The sequence below is a fragment of the Chryseobacterium sp. GW821-FHT04C04 genome, from assembly GCF_059420365.1.
This window is the reverse complement of record NZ_JBWKTO010000003.1, coordinates 752866-772202: the sequence shown is the minus strand read 5'-3', so window position 1 is coordinate 772202 and position 19337 is coordinate 752866. Positions and strand designations below refer to the sequence as shown.

Sequence of the window (19337 nt, the reverse complement as noted above, 5' to 3'; positions counted from 1 at the left end):
AGGCCTCCCGCTAGCGTTCATCCTGAGCCAGGATCAAACTCTCCATTGTATGTTTGTCTGACTCACTCAAAGTTTTTAACGCTTTAGTTTTTCCTTACTTGGTTGTTATATTGTATGTCAATGATCTTTATATCTTTCGCTTTGTAACGAAGCACTCTCTTCTGTCAGTGGCGCTCCGTATTTGCGAGTGCAAAAGTAAAACTTTATTTCTAATTGACCAAATGTTTTTGAAGAAAATTTTAAAGTTTTTTAAGTAACCTTAATCCTTCTTCTCATCACCTAATCTTCCACTCCTGCGCTCCCTTAATTGGGACTGCAAAGATACAAACTCTTTTTAATTTCGCAACTCTTTTTGTGAAAAGTTTTAAAGTTTTTTTGTTCGTCTCTTTTTGAAGTTTCTTATTGTTTCTGCTTATCTAAAAGCTCTTCTGCGCTACTGAATGTCTTTCGTTTTTCAGTGGGGCAAAGATAGAAACTTAACCAACACCACGCAACTTTATTTAACATAAATTTTACCTTTTATTAATATTAACCCCTAAAACACTGGAAGGCAGGGAGAAAAATTTTAAACATTTGTTTGGAAGATCGGGAGGGAGTGTGGGTGGGGCCGAGGGTGGGAGGGTTAGAGCGGTTTTTGAGAGGGGTTCAGGATAGGAGTAATGTATAATGTATAATGAAAGGTACACCTATATATAATAGCAGAGGCTTTTTTAAAAACAAATAGTCTTTATTTAAGTTTCGGCTAAAGCCAATAAACTAGTTTTCTTTTTATTAAACGGGTTGAAACCCGTTTCTATTGAATTTTACAATCTTGATGAATATTTGGATAAGGGTATCATGATTATTCGTTGGTAGGATCATCAACCACAGTGAGCACGGATTTACACAGAGGATGATGGATATAATATATAAGAGAGAAAGCTGATGATACAGAATACTCCTATTCATAACCCAAAACCTGGAATTGTAACCAAAACGCGAAACACGAAAACCTAATTCACAACTCATCATTCATCATTCATAATTCATGATTCCCTCCCCTAGCCCTGATAGGAATGGTTACCCCACAGCTTGCGTTGGAGAGTGGGTGGGTTTGAGGGGTTGGAGAGCGCTGGGGCGAGGAGTAGGAATGGATAGCAGGAATAGCTCCTAAGAAATAGGATATACTATATATATCATGTAAGAGTAATAAAAATGGCTGGAAAAGATAAATCCACTTATACTATATTATATAGATAAGATTTTTAAGAAATCATATCAATCGAACAATCTCAATTGTTGATCGCGGGCTCCGGTAAAGTTAGCAGTAGATAGTTTTGGAAATTCTTTACCTTCGAAAAACTTCTTTCTGCCAATCTTAAATGTTGTGTGAATCATTTCTGCGATATTCCCCTCTCCTCTTTGTCTTTCAAAATATCTTTTATCTCCAAGCTTTCCTCCCCGCATAGAGCGGATGAGATTTAATACTTTCTGGGCTCTGTCTGGAAAATGAGTTTCTATCCAATTGACAAAAACGGGTTCAACGGTATCATTTAATCTTACGAGAGTGTATCCAAACCCGGAAGCACCTGCCTCAGAAATTGCTTTTAATATATTCAGAGGTTCATCACTATTGAGTCCGGGAATGATGGGAGCCACCATTACATGTACGGGAATCTTGTTTTCGGAAAGAATTTCTATGGCTTTTAATTTATTTTTTGCAGAGCTGGTCCTTGGCTCCATCTTTCGTCTCAGTTCTTCGTTGATTGTTGGAATACTTAAAGAGACTGAAACAAGATTCTGTTCCGCCATTGGTTTTAGAATATCAAGGTCTCTTAATACGAGCGCATTTTTTGTCAGAACATTGACAGGGTGTCTGTAATCAAGACAAACCTGCAGTATTTTTCTGGTGATTTCAAATTGTCTTTCGGCTGGCTGATAGCAGTCTGTATTTCCGGATAAAAGAATTGGAGCTGCTTTATAACCTCTTTTCTGGAAAAATTTCTCCAATAATTCGGGAGCATTTTTCTTGACCATGATTTTTCTTTCAAAATCTATCCCGGCACTATAGCCCCAGTATTCGTGGGTAGGTCTTGCAAAACAGTAAGAACATCCGTGCTCACATCCCTGGTAGGGGTTCATTGAATATTCCATGGGAAGATCCTCGCTTTTCACCTGATTTACAATGGTTTTGGGAAAAACCTCAGTAAAAGAAGTTTTTACGGTTTCGAAATCTTCATCTTCGGGTTCATAGGTATACCTGTCGAAACGGTTGATTACGTTTCGCTGAGCTCCCTGACCTTTTATGAAATTTTCGTTTTGCATTCCGGTGTAAAATTAGAATGGAATTTTCATAAAATAATGAGTTTTAACACTAAAGTTTTCCACAAAAAAAATCCAACACTTTCAAAAGCGTTGGATTTAAACATAATTAAATATATTTTTTTACTACTTCAGTGCATAAAATTCCACTCCGTGATGTTCATCTTCATTGTACTTTTCTTCAAAGTGTCTGTGATGATCCGAATAAGAATCACTATATTTTTTATCTTTTTTAGTTAATATCTTTTTAATACTTATTAAGCTTAATACTGCCAAAAGACCAACTCCCCCTGCCAGTAAAACTCCAATCTCTTTTTTCATATTTTCTTTGATTTATTATTGATACCATTGCAAAAAGTATACCTATTCTATTTTTCTAAATTATAAATTTTGTTAACATTAAAGTTTATTTTTAGGAAAATTATAATCTGCTATTTTTCTTATATTTAGAAATTGCAATGGTTTAATTATTGTACTTAACAAGAAAAATATTATTATGGAAAATCCAGAAAACATCGACAGAATGACGACCTTAAGTGAAGTCATGAAAACGCTTTCTGAAAGAGGAATACAGAGAGAATTCAGGATGAATGAAAATTGTGAAATGAAGTTTGAAAATTCTGACAAAATTTATCAGCCTACGGAATTGGTTATTTTGAAAACGTACCGCTTTGAAGGAGACAGCAATCCGGATGACAGTGCAGTTCTTTATGTCCTAAAAGACAATAATGGAAATCGTGGAATGATTATAGATTCTTACGGGGCAGACAGCAATTATCCAGGCGAAGCGTTTGATAAGTTCTTAAGGGATATTCCTATTTTAGAAAGTGACGAATTCAATTTTTAACTGAATCTATCTTATATTAAATTTTTAAACCATTAAGGTTGTTTTAATTAAAAAGAACAGTTGTATTTATATATTCAGCACTCAATAATTACATCTTAGTGGTTTAAAGAATTATTCTTCAGATTTCTCCTTTTTCTTGAATATATTGTTCAGGAAGCCCTTCTTTTCTTTTTTCTCTCCTTCCGGCGGGGAAGCTGCTTTTTTATTTTTGATTTCCTGTTTTATTTCTTTTACAGACTGCTTCATTTCTTTCACGGAAGAAACGGCCTCTTTCACTGTTTTTTCTGTTTTTTCCACATTTGCACCTATCAGTGTTTTCTTTAATCCTTGTTCAATTCCTTTCCAGAAGAGGTTAAAGAAAGACTTTGTCGGATCGCGTTCCACATTTTCTACCGCAACGGCTTCAGGGAAGCTTCCCGAGTTTGATTTTATAAAAATATTGGCTACGGCCGTTAGAAAACCTTTCTTTTCATGATTATTTTTATTCAGTACAGCAATCTTTAAGTCCTTATGTTTAAGATTAAAGGTTCCATGTAGCCCTGCTGGATTTCCTTTAAAATTAAAGAGCATCTCCTGAATAGTCCCCGCAGTAGCCGTTACATGAAGATAAGGCCTGATAAAAGGATTAATTCCGCTGGCCGGGAGATTGGAGGTTTTTCCTGAAATCGTAAAAGCATCATTCTGATCAGCAACATCAAAGTTCCAGTTTACAGATAGTGGTGACAGATCCATGAAGGAGCAATTGATTTTAATATCTACCCTGGTCGGCTTTCCTTTTATTTTAGCTGAGTTCAAATTTTTAACATTCATATTAAAATTACTGAATATCAGTTTTCCGGGACCCATACTTTCCGGAGTATCTTCTTCATAGACTAATTTTGAGTTTTTAAGATCAAGAGTATTAATTGTCATCGGAATTTTAATGGATCGCAGCATTTTTGAATACAAAGCCTTTACTTTTGGATCATCTTTCGGGATTTTACTTCTGAAAATATTAGCATCTGCTGACTGGATGGTGACATGGGAAGCATTCACCATTTTCTGATGAGAAAACAGATCCCAGTTGCCTTCAGCGGTTATTTGTCCGGCTTTCAAGTCATAGAGATCTCTCTCAACGGGTATCATTTTGATAAACTGCGCTCTCGAAACAAGAGGCTTCATCGCAAAGTTATTGATCTGAACTTTATTCTTATTCAATTTCAAAAGACCAAGGCTAAGATTATAGAATGGTGTTTTGTAAGCAAAATTCCGGGTGGTGAGATAATACTCTTTTATTGTAAAAGAAAGCCCCTGCTGGTTTGGCTTAGGTGATAGTTCAATAGCATTAAATGTTGCATTCAGATCATGAAAAGCCAAGGGTTGTTTTCTTTTTTCATAAATAAGGTTTGAATTTTTTAATGAGGCTTTTCTTATGATGATTGAATTGATAATATTGGGCTGAGGAGATTTGTTCTGTTTTTTTTCACCTGCCTTAACGGTTCCGTTTACATTTTCTACAAGAAGATCTTTAAGATCCAGATTCAGTTTTTTATCAACGAATTCCAGTTTATTGATATTAAAGGCAATATGATTCGCTTTTAAATCCATTGTTGTTTTTTCAATCGCAGGAGAATCCGGCGTTAGTACAACATCTCTTATTTCACCACTGGTAGGCTTCAGCGCAATACTTCTTACAGCGATATTCTGATGACTAGAATATACAATGTTGTTTCCGGCTAATGTAAAATCTTTATAACCGACAGGAATAATCTGGTCTGAGGTTTCTTTATTAAACATCAACTGATTGATATTTACATTAAAGTTTCCGACAGACAAAAGTGTATTGCCATCCGGTTTATTGACCAGAACTCTACCGTTATTCAGTTTTATATTTTTTAAATCAACTTCAAAATTTGATTTTTTTTCATTCTTTTTCGTCTTTACTCCTGTATTATGAACTGTAAAAACAGGATTTTGAAAATCTGCATTACTAAGAGAGACCTTATTTTTATTCAAAACCACATCTTTGAATTCCATTTTCGGAACTGAACATTCAAATAACTGAGCTTTTTTAGGATAAAATCGTTTAAACTGAGCGAAAGAAAGAAGCGGTATCAGTTTGAAATCCCCCACTGATACTTGTCCATCCGCAGTATTTATACTATTAATGGTAATAGCATAGGTTTCATCAGGGCGGAAAAAGAATCTCTGTCCTTTTATACTGTAACTGTCAAAAACAACAGGTAATTTATCTTCTATAGATTTTTCTGTCATCTGTAAGTTTTCGACGAACAGATCCAGTTGCTCTACAGATAAGAATTTCTGTTTGGTAGGTCTGAAAACAGCAATCTTTCCGTTACTGATCCTTATGTTTTCAAATAAAAACGGATTTCTTTTCTTTTCCGTTTTGCGAAGGACTGGTTTTGCCAGAATGATATTTAAATTGGGTTTTGCCAGCAATAAATCCGATGAGCTTATTCTTTTATTGAAAATAGCATCATAGATCCCAAAACGGCTTATTTTTAGGGTGTCAATAGTTCCCTGTAACCCAATAACATCTGTGTTTTGAGGATTTTTACTATTAACAGAAATTCCAGCAGCAAAGATATTTCCCGATCCTAAATCTACATCCAGAGTTTTGTAGGAAACCTTATAATCTGTATTCTTTTTTATATAATCGGGAAGCTGGGTTTTAAGCCATATATTCAGTCCGAAATTCGCGGCAAGAAGAATTCCAGCCAGGATTCCGAAGATTATCAATAGTCTTTTAACCCATTTTCTCATATTTTGTGATTTGATTCTTACATTTTATATTCGTCTGTTCTTTATATCAAGCTCAATAACATACCCTTCATGTCCTCTTACATTGATGAAGTTTCCGCCCTCAAACCCTAGATACTGTCCTTTGATCCCGGTAAGTTTTCCTGTAAATTCAGGTTTTTTATCCAAAGTAAATGAAGAGACCTTTTCCGGCTTTTCAAAAGGGTAATCGAACATCCATAACTCCTCTTCTTCTCTATAGAATTTGTGAAAATCTTCGGGAAAATATTCTTTTATTTTCTGTCGGAAATCAGCAAGATCCACTTCTCCTTCAAAATCATCCTGCAACATCTTTCTCCAATTGGTTTTATCTGCTAAATGTTCTTTCAAAGCAACTTCTATCATTCCTGCTTCATATCGGTTTTCTGTTCTTGCAATGGGTAATGCAAAAGTTGCACCCTGATCAATCCATCTCGTAGGAATCTGTGTATTTCTGGTAACTCCCACTTTTACGTCTCCTGTATACGCCAGATAAACCGTGTGCGGCTGAAGCTGAATTTGTTTTTCCACCTCCAGATCACGTTCTGCAACACCTAAATGTGCGGTAGAAAGTTCCGGACGGATAATCGTATCGCTGGCATAAGGACTTTCAAAAAAGCAGCTTTTGCAGAATCCCATTCTGTAAATAGGTTTATTTTTACCACAGTTTACACATTGAAATCCGGTATGTTTTATGCTTAACTCCTTTCCTAACAGCTCATTCATATGGATCAGATCCCCTGAAAGATTGAGATAGTATTGGATGGGTTTTGCATCGTAGCTTGTCATCTTTAAAATTTGCCCTTGAAACTGCATATTATATTTATATTACTTTTTTAAGTAAATTTAATGATTATATTTTTCAAAAAGTAAAATTTATATTTTTGTACTCATAAAAAATACAAATGGTTTATCTTGTAACAGGCGGTAGTGGGTTCATCGGATCTCATTTAATTGAACGATTATTAAGAAATGGACATTCTGTCATAAACATTGACAATTTTGATGATTTCTATAACTATCAGGTAAAAATTAAAAATACTTTAGAGTCAATTGACAAAATTTCGGATTTTGAATTCTCAGATAAAGAGAAGGATATCCAACATCTGATCTCCCTCTCTCATTCTGACCAATATTCCCTCTATTGGCAGGATATCCGGGATAAAAAAGGGCTTGAAAGTATCTTTAAAAATCATCACATCGACATGGTGATTCATTTGGCTGCGCTTGCAGGTGTACGCCCGTCTATTGAGCGTCCTTTGGAATATGAAGAAGTCAATGTACGCGGGACAATGAATCTTTGGGAACTGTGTAAAGATTTCAATATTAAAAAATTTATCTGCGCTTCCTCTTCAAGCGTGTATGGGAACAATGAAAAAACGCCGTTTGCAGAAACGGATAATGTAGACAACCCGATCTCTCCTTATGCTGCCACCAAGAAAAGCGGGGAGATTATAGGACATGTTTACCACAATCTATACCATATAGATATGATCCAGCTTAGGTTCTTCACGGTATATGGTCCCAGACAAAGACCAGATCTTGCTATACACAAGTTTGTGAAGCTTATTTCAGAGGATCAGGAAATTCCTTTCTATGGTGATGGGACTACGGCCAGAGACTACACGTATATAGATGATATTATTGACGGAATTATCAAGTCAGCCTCTTATTTAGAGCATCACTCCGGAGTATACGAAATCCTTAACCTGGGAGAAAACCAGGTGGTCACTCTATCGGAGATGGTTTCTACGATAGAAAAGGCATTACAAAAAACTGCCACGAAAAAAATTCTGCCAATGCAGCCCGGAGATGTCACAAAAACCAATGCCGATATTACAAAAGCAAAGGATTTAATAGGGTATGCACCGGCCACAGACCTCCAAAATGGCATAAAAAAATTTGTGGAATGGTTTTTGAGAAAACGACATTAAGTAAATTACTGACACAGCTTTCATTCAGTTTGTGACAGCCATTTATAGAAAAATATTATAAAAAGAATTGAAAATCAAGTATAAAAAAGTTTATTATACAACCTATTTTTATACTTTTGCAAAAAATTAGAAAATTATGTACTGGACATTAGAATTAGCTTCATATTTAAGTGACGCACCTTGGCCAATGACAAAAGCAGAGCTTATTGACTACGCGATCAGAACTGGTGCACCTATGGAAGTAGTTGAAAACCTTCAGGCAATCGAAGATGAAGGTGAAATTTATGAATCTATCGAAGAGGTATGGAGTGACTACCCTACTGACGAGGATTTCCTTTGGAACGAGGATGAATATTAATAAAGCGATAAGCTTTAGGCTGCGTGCTTAGAGCTTTTTTGCCCTTTTTATATATTAATTTACACGATAAGCGTGTCATTTAAAACGCTTAAAGCATCTTGCATTAAGCATAAAGCAAAAAATTTATGAGTTTTTTAAACAAAGTTCTTAAAGGGTTTTTGGGAGACAAAAAAGCGCAGGACCTAAAAGAAGTAAAAAAAGTTGTAACAAAAATCAAGGCTGCTGAACCCAACATCCAGCAATTGACGGATGATGGGCTGAGACAAAAAACGGCTGAGTTTAAAGAGAATATAAAATCTGCAACCAGCAAGATCACAGCTCAGATAGAACAGATTAAAGAGCAGATAAAAAATTCAACCAACGTTGACGAAAAAGAAGCCCTTTTCTCAAAAATTGAGTCTCTAAAGAAAGAATCATACGAAGTTGAAGAAAAAGTTCTGGTTCAGGTCCTTCCCGAAGCTTTTGCATTGATAAAAGAAACGGCAAGAAGATGGGCTCAGAATGGAGAAATCCGTGTAACGGCTAATGACTGGGACAGAGAACTGGCTGCTGCAGGGAAAGATTTCGTTCAGATCGAAGGAGACACAGCTGTTTGGAAAAACTCATGGGACGCTGCCGGAACTCCTGTAGTTTGGGATATGGTCCACTATGATGTTCAGTTTATCGGAGGGGTTATTCTTCACAGCGGAAAAATTGCCGAGATGGCAACCGGTGAAGGTAAAACTTTGGTAGGAACATTACCTATTTACTTAAATTCACTTCCGGAAAGAGGAGTACACGTTGTAACCGTGAATGACTACCTTGCAAAAAGAGACTCCGCCTGGATGGGTCCATTGTATCAGTTCCACGGAATGTCTATCGATTGTATCGATAACCACCAGCCGAACTCAGACGGAAGAAGAAAAGCATACAACTCAGATATTACGTATGGAACCAACAACGAATTTGGTTTTGATTACCTGAGAGATAATATGGTGACTTCACCTTCAGAATTGGTACAAAGAGAATTGAACTTTGCTATCGTGGATGAAGTTGACTCTGTATTGGTAGATGATGCAAGAACACCATTAATCATTTCTGGTCCGGTTCCTCAGGGAGACAGACAGGAGTTTGATGTTCTGAAGCCTTCTATCGACAGAATTGTTGAAGTACAAAAGAAAACAGTTTCTGCTATTTTTAATGAAGCGAAAAAATTAATCGCTGCAGGAAATACAAAAGAAGGAGGCTTCAAATTGCTTCAGGCATACAGAGGTCTTCCAAAGAACAGACAATTAATCAAATTCTTATCGGAAAGCGGAAACAGAGCATTGCTTCAGAAAGTTGAATCGCAGTATATGCAGGACAACAACCGTGATATGCCGATCGTAGATAAAGATCTTTACTTCGTCATCGAGGAGAAAAACAATCAGGTAGACCTTACAGACAAAGGTGTTGAATACATGTCTCAAGGAAACTCTGACTCTAACTTCTTCGTACTTCCGGATATCGGAACTGAGATTGCTGAAGTAGAAGCTAAAAACCTTTCCAAAGAAGAGGAGTTTGAAGCTAAAGAAAGACTTTTCTCTGATTTTGCTGAAAAATCTGAGCGTGTTCACACGATGAGCCAGCTATTGAAAGCGTATACATTATTTGAAAAAGATGATGAGTATGTAGTCATTGATGGTGAAGTAAAAATCGTTGACGAACAGACGGGTCGTATCATGGAAGGACGTCGTTATTCTGACGGTCTACACCAGGCGATCGAAGCGAAAGAGAATGTAAAAATTGAGGCTGCTACTCAAACTTTTGCAACAGTTACGCTTCAGAACTATTTCCGTATGTACAACAAACTTGCGGGGATGACGGGTACTGCTGAAACGGAAGCTGGAGAACTTTGGGAGATCTACAAATTAGACGTAGTGGTAATTCCTACCAACCGTGTTATTTTAAGAGATGATAAACAAGATTTAGTTTTCAAAACTAACAGAGAAAAATATAATGCCGTAATTGAAGAAATTGAAAAATTAACAGCAGCAAGAAGACCTGTCTTAGTAGGTACAACTTCTGTTGAAATCTCTCAATTATTATCAAAGGCACTTCAATTAAGAAAAATTCCGCACCAGGTATTGAACGCGAAACTTCACAAGAAAGAAGCAGAAATTGTTGCAGGAGCAGGACAGCCGGGAGTGGTAACAATTGCAACCAACATGGCAGGTCGTGGTACGGATATCAAGCTTTCTAAAGAAGTAAAAGAAGCCGGAGGTTTAGCGATTATCGGTACTGAAAGACACGATTCAAGACGTGTTGACAGACAGTTAAGAGGTAGAGCGGGACGTCAGGGAGATCCGGGAAGTTCTCAGTTCTATGTATCTCTTGAAGATAACTTAATGCGTTTGTTCGGTTCTGAAAGAATTGCTAAAATGATGGACAGAATGGGTCATAAAGATGGTGAAGTTATTCAGCATTCCATGATCAGTAAGTCTATCGAAAGAGCGCAGAAAAAAGTAGAAGAAAATAACTTCGGAACAAGAAAGAGACTTCTTGAATATGATGACGTTATGAACAAGCAACGTGACGTGATCTATAAGAGAAGAAAGAATGCTTTATTCGGAGATCACTTGAAATACGATATCACGAATATGATTTTCGATGTTTCTAACTCTATTGTTGCAAAAGGTAAAGCAAACGGAAGTTATAAAGATTTTGAATTTGAAATAATCAAACATTTCACAATGGCTTCTCCTGTTTCTGAAAGTGATTTCAGCAATAAACAAGTTCCGGAATTAACGGATATCTTATTCAAAGCTGCTCAGGAGGATTATAACATGAAGCTGAATTTATTGAAAGAAAAATCATTCCCTATTATTGAGAATGTCTATCAAAATCAAGGTTCAATGTTTAAAATGATTCAGGTTCCTTTTACAGACGGACACAAAACAATGACTATTGTAGCTGATCTTAAAGAAGCTTACGATACTAAATGTGAAAGTTTAGTGAACGACTTCGAAAAGAATATCACTTTATCAATCATCGATGAAAACTGGAAGCTTCACCTTCGTGAGATGGATGATCTTAGAAGATCTTCTCAGGGAGCTGTTTATGAGCAGAAAGATCCTCTTGTAATTTACAAACAAGAATCTTTCCACTTATTCAGCGAAATGATTGACAAATTGAACAAAGAAATTATTTCATTCTTATATAAAGGAGAAATTCCAGCGTAAGAAAAATTTAATAAAATCATACAAAAACCGCTCTGACAGTGATCAGAGCGGTTTTTTCTTATGTAACATATTATAATTTATGATAAATATCAACTTCATTATTTATTTAGAACAGTTAAAAATAATATATTTGCAGAAAATTTGACTTTCATGAAAAATGTACTGATCTGTGCTTCCGCACTGGGAACAATGCTGGTTTCTGCCCAAAAAAAAGATTCATTAACCACCAAAAGCATTGATGAAGTCATTATCAATACATATGTCAAGAAAGACAGTGAATACTCCAATAAGATGCCTTTGAAAGCAATAGAGGATCCACAAGTATATTCTTCTATTGACAAAGGAGTATTAGAAAATCAATTGTTATTTACCGTAGATGACGCTTTCAGAAACGTTGCGGGTGCACAAAAAATGTGGAGCGCTACCAACAGAGCCGGAGATGGAGGGATCTATCTTAACTTAAGAGGTTTCGTAGCCGGAAACTCTATCAGAAATGGTATGGTGGCTCCTATTACTACTTCTATGGATGCAATTAATGTGGAGAGAATTGAAGTATTAAAAGGACCTTCCGCTACATTATTTGGTAGTAACGTGACGTCTTACGGGGGTGTTATCAACAGAGTTACTAAAAAACCTTTCGAAACTTTTGCGGGTGCTGTTTCTTTGGCAGGGGGAAGTTATAATTACTACAGAGTTCAGGCAGATGTAAATGCTCCTCTTACGAAAGATAAAAAATTATTATTCAGATTAAATACAGCGTATACTAATCAGGGAACTTTCCAGAGAACCAATGCAAAGAACTCATTCTACGCATTTACTCCTTCCATTACTTATCGTCCTACCGACAATTTAGAGATCAATGCGGAGCTTGAAATGTTTGAAACCAATTCAACTCCTGAAACAGCATTCTTTTTCTATGTTCCGAGTGCTCAGCTTGGTGCGGACACTATGGACAAACTGGAAAAACTAGGTTATAACTATAAGCAATCTTACACAGGAGAAGGTCTTAAAACGATAGGTAAAGCAAGAAACTTCTTTGGACAGGTGAACTATAAGATCAATGATCACATCAAATCCTCTACGAATGTGAGCACTTCTTATTCTTACTCAGACGGATTCAACCCCTATTTCTATTTTGCGCCGAAAGGAATGGTAACAGGAATTCCAACTGATACAGAATTGGGAGTTGTAAGAGCTGACCAATCGACTAAAGACAGTAAAAGAACTTACTTCCAGGTTCAACAGAATTTCAACTTTGATTTCAACATCGGAAGTGTAAGAAACAGAACAGTAGCCGGTTTTGACTATATGAGGTTAAACGATAATCAATACTTTATGTTCACCAATTTTGACTGGGTTCCTTTCACGGGTACAGACTACTCTAATATGAATGGACAGACATTGGGAGCAATGTATGACAATCTGAGAAATCAACCAGATTTTGAAAAAAACAGCACCTATATAAGTTCTGGTAAAAAAGATACTTACAGTGGTTATATCTCCAATGTGATTACTCCGATAACCGGTCTTAATATTCTTACTTCGGTACGATACGAAAGTGTAAATTTTAAAGGAGGACAAACCGGACAAAAACTTACAGATTCATATAGCCAGGGAGCTTGGTCACCAAAATTTGGTGTCGTTTATCAAATACTTCCTGAGAAATTATCCGTATTCGGAAATTACCAGAATAGTTTTTCAGTCAATGGATATTATACTTCAGATAAAACAGGAAATGTAGCACTTTCAACACCCGAAAGAGCTAATCAGTTTGAAGGTGGTATCAAAACAAATCTTATCAAAGGAAGAATTACAACAACTTTAAGCTACTATAATATCCAGGTAAAAAACACTCTTCTTAATACTGGTGAGATGACAGGAACAGGACAGGCTGTGCAAAACCAGGCAGGTTTATTGAGAAGCCAGGGAGTTGAATTGGAAGCAAACGCTTACCTGATCAAAGGATTCTCCGTAATTGCCGGAGTAAGCTACAACGATATGAAATATACGGAAGCTGATGAAACGGTAATCGGAAGAAGACCTGCTACGGCATCATCTCCGTGGTTAGTTAACTTCAATGCTAGCTACCAGTTCCTTGACGGAAACTTAAAAGGTCTTGGATTCGGGGTTGGAGGAAACTATGCCAGCGATAACAAGATCGTCAACTCAACGACGATGGGAACATTCATCCTTCCAAAATACCTGGTCATGAATGCCAACGTATTTTATGATACCCGAAAATTCAGAGTAGGTGTAAAAGTAGACAATTTCACGAACGAAAAATACTGGAACGGATATACAACGGCCAATGCTCAGGCTCTTGCCAATGTATTAGGAAGTTTCACTTATAAATTTTAAACTGTTAGAATAATTTATTCCCCTTATAAACAATGAAAAGAATAACAATAGGAGCGGCATTATTAGCATCCATGTTAAGTTTTGCCCAGGAAAAAAAAGACACCATCAAATCCAACGATATTGAAGAAGTAGTTGTTAACGGAAGATATTATCAGAAATACAAACTCAACGAGGTTTCTGGTTCATTGAGAATCCAGACTCCTATTCTTGAGCTTCCACAGAACGTACAATCTATAAGCTCACAGGTTCTTGCCGATCAGCTTACACTGAATATGTCTGAGGGTATTGTTCGTAATGTAAGTGGTGCAAGAAAAGTAGAACACTGGGACAATGTATATTCCAATGTTTTCATGAGAGGGGCAAGTATTTCCACTTTCATGAACGGAATGAACGTTTCTTCAACATGGGGACCTATTAACCCTGATGCATCCATTATTGACAGGATAGAGTTCGTAAAAGGACCTGCTGGATTTATGGGTTCTATGGGAGATCCAGCTGGGTTTTATAACGTAGTAACCAAAAAACCAACAGGGAAATTTGCCAACAGCGTACGTTTCACTACCGGAAGCTATAACCTGTTCAGAGGTGAGGCGGATCTGGATGGAGTTCTTGTGAAAGACGGAGTTTTAGATTACCGTATCAATTTAATGGGAAGCTCTAACAATTCCTGGGTTGAAAATGATAAAACAAGCAAAATTATTGTTGCTCCGTCGATTACTTTCAGACCAACAAAAACCACTACGTTTACTGCACAGTACAACTATCAGTATTTAAAATTCAATCAGCCGGGCGCTTATCTGATGTCTAATGACGGATATGCTTCACTGAATGTACATACCAACTTTAATGATCCTAACTTCAAGAAAACTGAAGTAAAAGATCAGAGTTTATTCTTAAGTTTAGATCAGAAATTATTCAAAGACTGGGTTTGGAGTACGCAGTATGCTTATATGGATCTGAATTATGATGGAGGTTCATGGTGGGGAACTTTTGATCCTAACAATAAAAATGTTTTAAACAGAACAGTAAGCAACTGGCAGGCAAAAGGAAAAAATCATATTTTCCAGACGTATGTAAGAGGTACGCTTAATACCGGAAACATTGTACATAAAATTATTGCCGGATTCGATTACGGAGACAGAAAATACAATGCTGACTTTTCCTCTTTTGCAGGAGGACCGTTCCCAATTGATGTTTATAATGTTCAGTATGGTGTAGACCCTTCCAAGCTTCCTTCTTCTGACTTTTACACTTTAAACTCATCTGCTCCATTTTATGATGATGAAGGCGTAAAATATACATCCTATTATGCTCAGGATCAGATTGAAATGTTTAATAACAAGCTAAGGATAACATTAGCAGGAAGATACACAAGCGGTACCACTTATGCCGGATATCCATATTATTCACCGGGAAATGTTGTTCCAAGAAATAAAGCAGGAGAGTTCACACCAAGAGTGGGAATTAGCTATTCTATCCTGAGCGATTTCTCTGCGTATGGAATCTATGATAAAACTTTTGTTCCGCAATCTGCAGTAGGAATCAATAATACTCAGATCACAGATCCTTTCAGAGGACAGAATATTGAATTCGGATTGAAGAAAGACTGGTTCGGAGGAAAATGGAACTCTACTTTTGCCGTTTACGAAATCAGAAGACAAAATATTCTTGTGGCCGGAGCTAAAGAACAAAATGGAGGAAATCCTTTCCAGGTTGCTACAGGTGAACAAAGAGCAAGAGGATTTGAAACCGATATCAAAGGAGAAATCATCAAAGGGTTGAACATTGTTATCAACTATGCTTATACAGATGCAAAAACCATCAAAGACACAGATCCTACAAGAATTGGAATCCAGTCTCCGGGTAATGCAAAAAATGTACAAAATACCTGGGTAAGCTACAGGTTTGCAAATGGTCTTATGAAAGGGTTCGGAATTTCAGCTGGTTATCAGTATCAGGGAGGAAGACAATCCTGGTTTGGGGTAGGTGCGACAAAAGATCAAAGCCTTCCGGATTATTTTGATACCAATTTCGGGGTTTCCTATGTTGCTAAAAAATTCGATGTCAACCTAATCTTGAATAATGTCCTTAACAAAAAGCTTTACAGTGGATACAGAGGAGATGCCGGCGAATATGCATGGATCTACAATGCTCCACGTAACTGGAGATTATCAATAGGATATAAATTTTAAAAAAATCAAAAGTTAGCCCCTCATGGGGTTAACTTTTTGCTATGAGAAAAAAGCATCACCATAAAAAGAAAGCTTCTTCAAAAAAATGGTCCGCAAAACTGCATTTGTGGTTTGGTCTATCTGTTGGTATCATTGTATTTATAGTCTCTCTTTCGGGGACTTTATATGTTTTTAAGGACGAAATACACAATACCTTACGCAAAGAAGCCATTGAGCTCAAAAAAGAAGATATCGGGAAAAAGCCCCTCCCTATTACTTTGCTTCGTGAAAAAGTATCGCTGGAGCTTAATGAAAAGTATCCTATCAGTGCTGTAGAAATTCCTTTGGATAAAACCAAGTCCTATCAGTTTGAATACTATGAAAAAAGCAAAAAAGGGTGGAATTATTTTCAGCAGGTACGTATTAACAAGCTTATTTATGTGAATCAGTATACCGGAGAAATCCTTGCCATCTACAATGAAAAATATGATATCTTCAGTATTCTGAAATATCTCCACTGGGGACTTTTGCTGAATTCAGAATGGGGACCGTACACCGTAGGAATCCCAACCGTTCTTTTTATCATCATGCTGATTACAGGAATCATTTTATGGTGGCCTAAAAATAAAAGTGCAAGAAAAGGACGTTTCTGGTTCAATTGGGAAAATGTAAAAAACTGGAAGCGTAAAAATTATGACCTTCATAATATCCTTGGATTTTATGCGTCGTTTATCGCTCTATTATTATGTATTACAGGGCTTTATTTTGCTTATCCCTATGTAAAAAATACGTTCACATTTGCATTATCCGGCTCTTGGGAACTTCCAAAGGAGAAAGAAAGAAAATCCCCGGACTCTCTGATGGCGAAGAATGAAGCTGTTTTTGATCTGGCTGCAGCTCAGACAGAAAAATTATATGCAAAATCATCCAGCTTCAGAATCAATCTAAACGGGAAAAATAAAAAAGGAAAAGAACTGAAAAACCTTCCGGTAACTGTATACGGGCTTGACGGAAGATACAGTGAAAGGAACATCCTGACATTTGACAAATATTCAGGAAAACTACTCGCCAACAAACCTCATCACAAACTCAATACCGCCGAGAAATATTCTAACGCCAATTATGACATCCATACCGGATCTTATTTCGGAATCATTGGAAAAATCATCTGGTTTATTGCCGGCCTCACGTGTACATCACTCCCTGTAACCGGATTCCTGGTTTGGTGGGGGAAAAGAAAGAAAAAAGGAAAAAAAATATAATGAAAAAAGTGCTTTTATCAGCTGCCTGTTTAGGAACTACTACCGTTTTTGCCCAGGTAAAAGATACTCTACAAACTAAAAATGTAGACGAGGTTGTGATGACTGCCTCCAGAAAAAGGGAAAACATAAAAGAAGTTCCAAGCTCTATCACAGTGGTAGGAGAAAAACAGATTCAGTCTCAGCTGACTGTTAACTCAGATATTACAAGCATCCTGCAATATACGGTTCCCAGCTTAGGAACCAACTCAGGGCAGACATCCAACTCAGGACAGACGTTAAGAGGGCGCCAGGTTTTAGTTTTGATTGATGGAATTCCTCAGTCTACTCCACTTCGTAACGGGGCTAGAGATTTACGAACAATAGATCCTTCAGCTATCGAAAGAATTGAAGTGATCAAAGGAGCTTCTTCCATCTATGGAAACGGAGCAGACGGAGGGATCATCAATTATATTACGAAAAGAAGCAAAACAGATAAAAAGATCTCTGGGGTTTCTCAGATCGGATTGACGGGACAGCCTTATGGCGGTACTTTAGGAGTAAGAGCAAGCCAGCTTTTAACAGGAAAGATCAACAAATTTGATTATACCCTTTCATTAGCTTACGAAAGAACAGGATATACAAAAGATGGCGATGGAGTTTTGATAAGCCCTACCTATAGCATTGCCAAGATGGACAACTACAACGGTTTGTTGAAATTAGGCTATGACATCAATGAAAATCAAAGGATTGAAGCTTCTTATATTGGTTATTCTTCAAGATCAGACCTTAATGTAGGATTAAAAACAGGAAAATATGGTGTCACGCCCACTATTGGAGAAGGAATAGGAAAAGGTCAGGAAACCACGCCTCAGGGAACTCCGAAAAACCACAACATCAGAGTGAGCTATGATAATAAGAACCTGTTTGCGGGAACTTCTTTAAACATTAATCTTTATTATCAGGATTTCAAAACCGTTTACGGATACAGCGATACCTTTTTCAATGGCGGACAGTCTAATGTGATTTCAAAAAAAGCAGGGGCAAGATTGAATTTTGATACACAGCTTTGGAACTCAGCCAATTCTCAGGGAGAAATCATCTACGGAGCTGATATTCTAAATGATGAAACCGTACAAAAACTGGAAGACGGACGTTTCTGGACTCCTAATATGAATATGACCAACATTGCTCCTTTTGTATTGGCAAAAATTGACCTTTTCAAAAAATTAACCATCAAAGGAGGGTTTCGCTACGAAAATATCAAAGTTAATGTAGATGACTTCAATACCCTTTCCACGCTTAAAAGTGACGGAACTTTTACCAAAAGTATTCCGGTAGCCGGTGGAAAACTGAACTATAATGCTTTGGTAGGAAATATTGGTATTCGTTATAATATTGAGCCTTATATCAATATTTTTGCAAGCTTTTCACAGGCCTATTCTATCAATGAATTAGGAAGAATTTTAAGAACTTCAACTTCTGAGACGATTAAAAATCTGGAAACTAAGCCTATTATTGTCAACAATTATGAATTGGGAGCAACAGGACAGCTTTCCAACTGGCTTAATTATGAATTGACTTCTTATGTAAGTACTTCTAAACTGGGAGCATCATTCGTGCAAAGTCCGGACAGAGCATTGATGATTCAGAGATCTCCCGAAATTGTGTACGGAGTGGAAGGTTTCTTACACTTTACCCCTACAAAATGGATTCAGTTTGGAGGAAGCTACAGCTGGATGGAAGGAATCACTTCAGTAAAGGATGACGGTGATTATTCTGCAAAAATCAACAACAGCAGAATTTCTGCTCCTAAAGTTCTCGCTTATGTGCAGGCAAAGCCTATCCCGGCATTATCAGTTGGTTTAGACATGCTTCACTCTTTCCAGCAGAACAGATTCGAACCTAATGCTAAAACGGGGCAGTATGGCTACGGTGAAGGATATGTTCCTGAATATACTGTATTTAATTTCAAATCAAGTTATGAAGTCAACAACAACTGGAGACTGTCATTAGGTATTGAAAACCTTTTCAACAAAGTATATCAGCCCGCTATTTCATGGTGGACAGCAAGAGACAGTGACTTCACCAATGCTCTTGGATTGAGAGGAACATTCATGATTGAATACAAATTTTAATTAAACTAAATAAA

The 19337-nt window shown here is 36.9% G+C and carries 12 protein-coding genes; 8 read left to right on the top strand and 4 right to left on the bottom strand.

Annotated features, from left to right (window positions below; all coding sequences use genetic code 11):
- Window positions 1-1257: 1257 nt before the first annotated feature.
- Together AC07UM_RS13390 and AC07UM_RS13385 are read right to left on the bottom strand one after the other, a co-directional pair.
- Window positions 1258-2304, bottom strand: coding sequence for a PA0069 family radical SAM protein (locus tag AC07UM_RS13390; RefSeq protein ID WP_494683067.1), 1047 nt, complete (start codon window positions 2302-2304; stop codon window positions 1258-1260).
- Between the two features lie 123 nt (window positions 2305-2427).
- A complete protein-coding gene (locus tag AC07UM_RS13385; RefSeq protein WP_494683068.1) occupies window positions 2428-2622 on the bottom strand; it encodes a hypothetical protein in 195 nt (64 codons plus the stop codon).
- Between the two features lie 175 nt (window positions 2623-2797).
- On the opposite strand from AC07UM_RS13385, the gene AC07UM_RS13380 reads away from it, so the two are divergent.
- A complete protein-coding gene (locus tag AC07UM_RS13380; protein WP_124533167.1) occupies window positions 2798-3148 on the top strand; it encodes a hypothetical protein in 351 nt (116 codons plus the stop codon).
- Between the two features lie 111 nt (window positions 3149-3259).
- On the opposite strand, the gene AC07UM_RS13375 is transcribed toward AC07UM_RS13380, so the two are convergent.
- Together AC07UM_RS13375 and AC07UM_RS13370 are read right to left on the bottom strand one after the other, a co-directional pair.
- Complete coding sequence (locus tag AC07UM_RS13375) at window positions 3260-5911, bottom strand: hypothetical protein (protein WP_494683069.1); 2652 nt, start codon at window positions 5909-5911, stop codon at window positions 3260-3262.
- A gap of 24 nt (window positions 5912-5935) precedes the next feature.
- The gene (locus AC07UM_RS13370) at window positions 5936-6742 is read right to left on the bottom strand and encodes a DUF2797 domain-containing protein (RefSeq protein WP_494683070.1); all 807 of its coding nucleotides are present in this window, start codon (window positions 6740-6742) and stop codon (window positions 5936-5938) included.
- Between the two features lie 89 nt (window positions 6743-6831).
- On the opposite strand from AC07UM_RS13370, the gene AC07UM_RS13365 reads away from it, so the two are divergent.
- The 7 genes from AC07UM_RS13365 to AC07UM_RS13335 all read left to right on the top strand — a co-directional run bounded on the left by AC07UM_RS13365 (window position 6832) and on the right by AC07UM_RS13335 (window position 19323).
- Complete coding sequence (locus AC07UM_RS13365; protein WP_494683071.1) at window positions 6832-7860, top strand: GDP-mannose 4,6-dehydratase; 1029 nt, start codon at window positions 6832-6834, stop codon at window positions 7858-7860.
- 136 nt (window positions 7861-7996) lie between these two features.
- Window positions 7997-8218: a DUF2795 domain-containing protein gene (locus AC07UM_RS13360; protein ID WP_002662059.1), complete on the top strand. Its 222-nt coding sequence runs from the start codon at window positions 7997-7999 to the stop codon at window positions 8216-8218.
- 125 nt (window positions 8219-8343) lie between these two features.
- Complete coding sequence (gene secA, locus AC07UM_RS13355) at window positions 8344-11418, top strand: preprotein translocase subunit SecA (protein WP_494683072.1); 3075 nt, start codon at window positions 8344-8346, stop codon at window positions 11416-11418.
- A gap of 150 nt (window positions 11419-11568) precedes the next feature.
- Window positions 11569-13776, top strand: a complete 2208-nt coding sequence (locus AC07UM_RS13350; RefSeq protein WP_494683073.1) for a TonB-dependent siderophore receptor — start codon at window positions 11569-11571, stop codon at window positions 13774-13776.
- A gap of 32 nt (window positions 13777-13808) precedes the next feature.
- The gene (locus AC07UM_RS13345; protein ID WP_494683074.1) at window positions 13809-15968 is read left to right on the top strand and encodes a TonB-dependent siderophore receptor; all 2160 of its coding nucleotides are present in this window, start codon (window positions 13809-13811) and stop codon (window positions 15966-15968) included.
- Between the two features lie 41 nt (window positions 15969-16009).
- On the top strand, window positions 16010-17209 hold the full coding sequence (locus tag AC07UM_RS13340; RefSeq protein WP_494683075.1) for a PepSY-associated TM helix domain-containing protein: 1200 nt from the start codon (window positions 16010-16012) through the stop codon (window positions 17207-17209).
- Window positions 17209-19323, top strand: coding sequence for a TonB-dependent receptor (locus AC07UM_RS13335; RefSeq protein WP_494683076.1), 2115 nt, complete (start codon window positions 17209-17211; stop codon window positions 19321-19323). The genes AC07UM_RS13340 and AC07UM_RS13335 overlap by 1 nt, the downstream gene beginning before the upstream one ends.
- The last annotated feature ends 14 nt before the right edge of the window (window positions 19324-19337 follow it).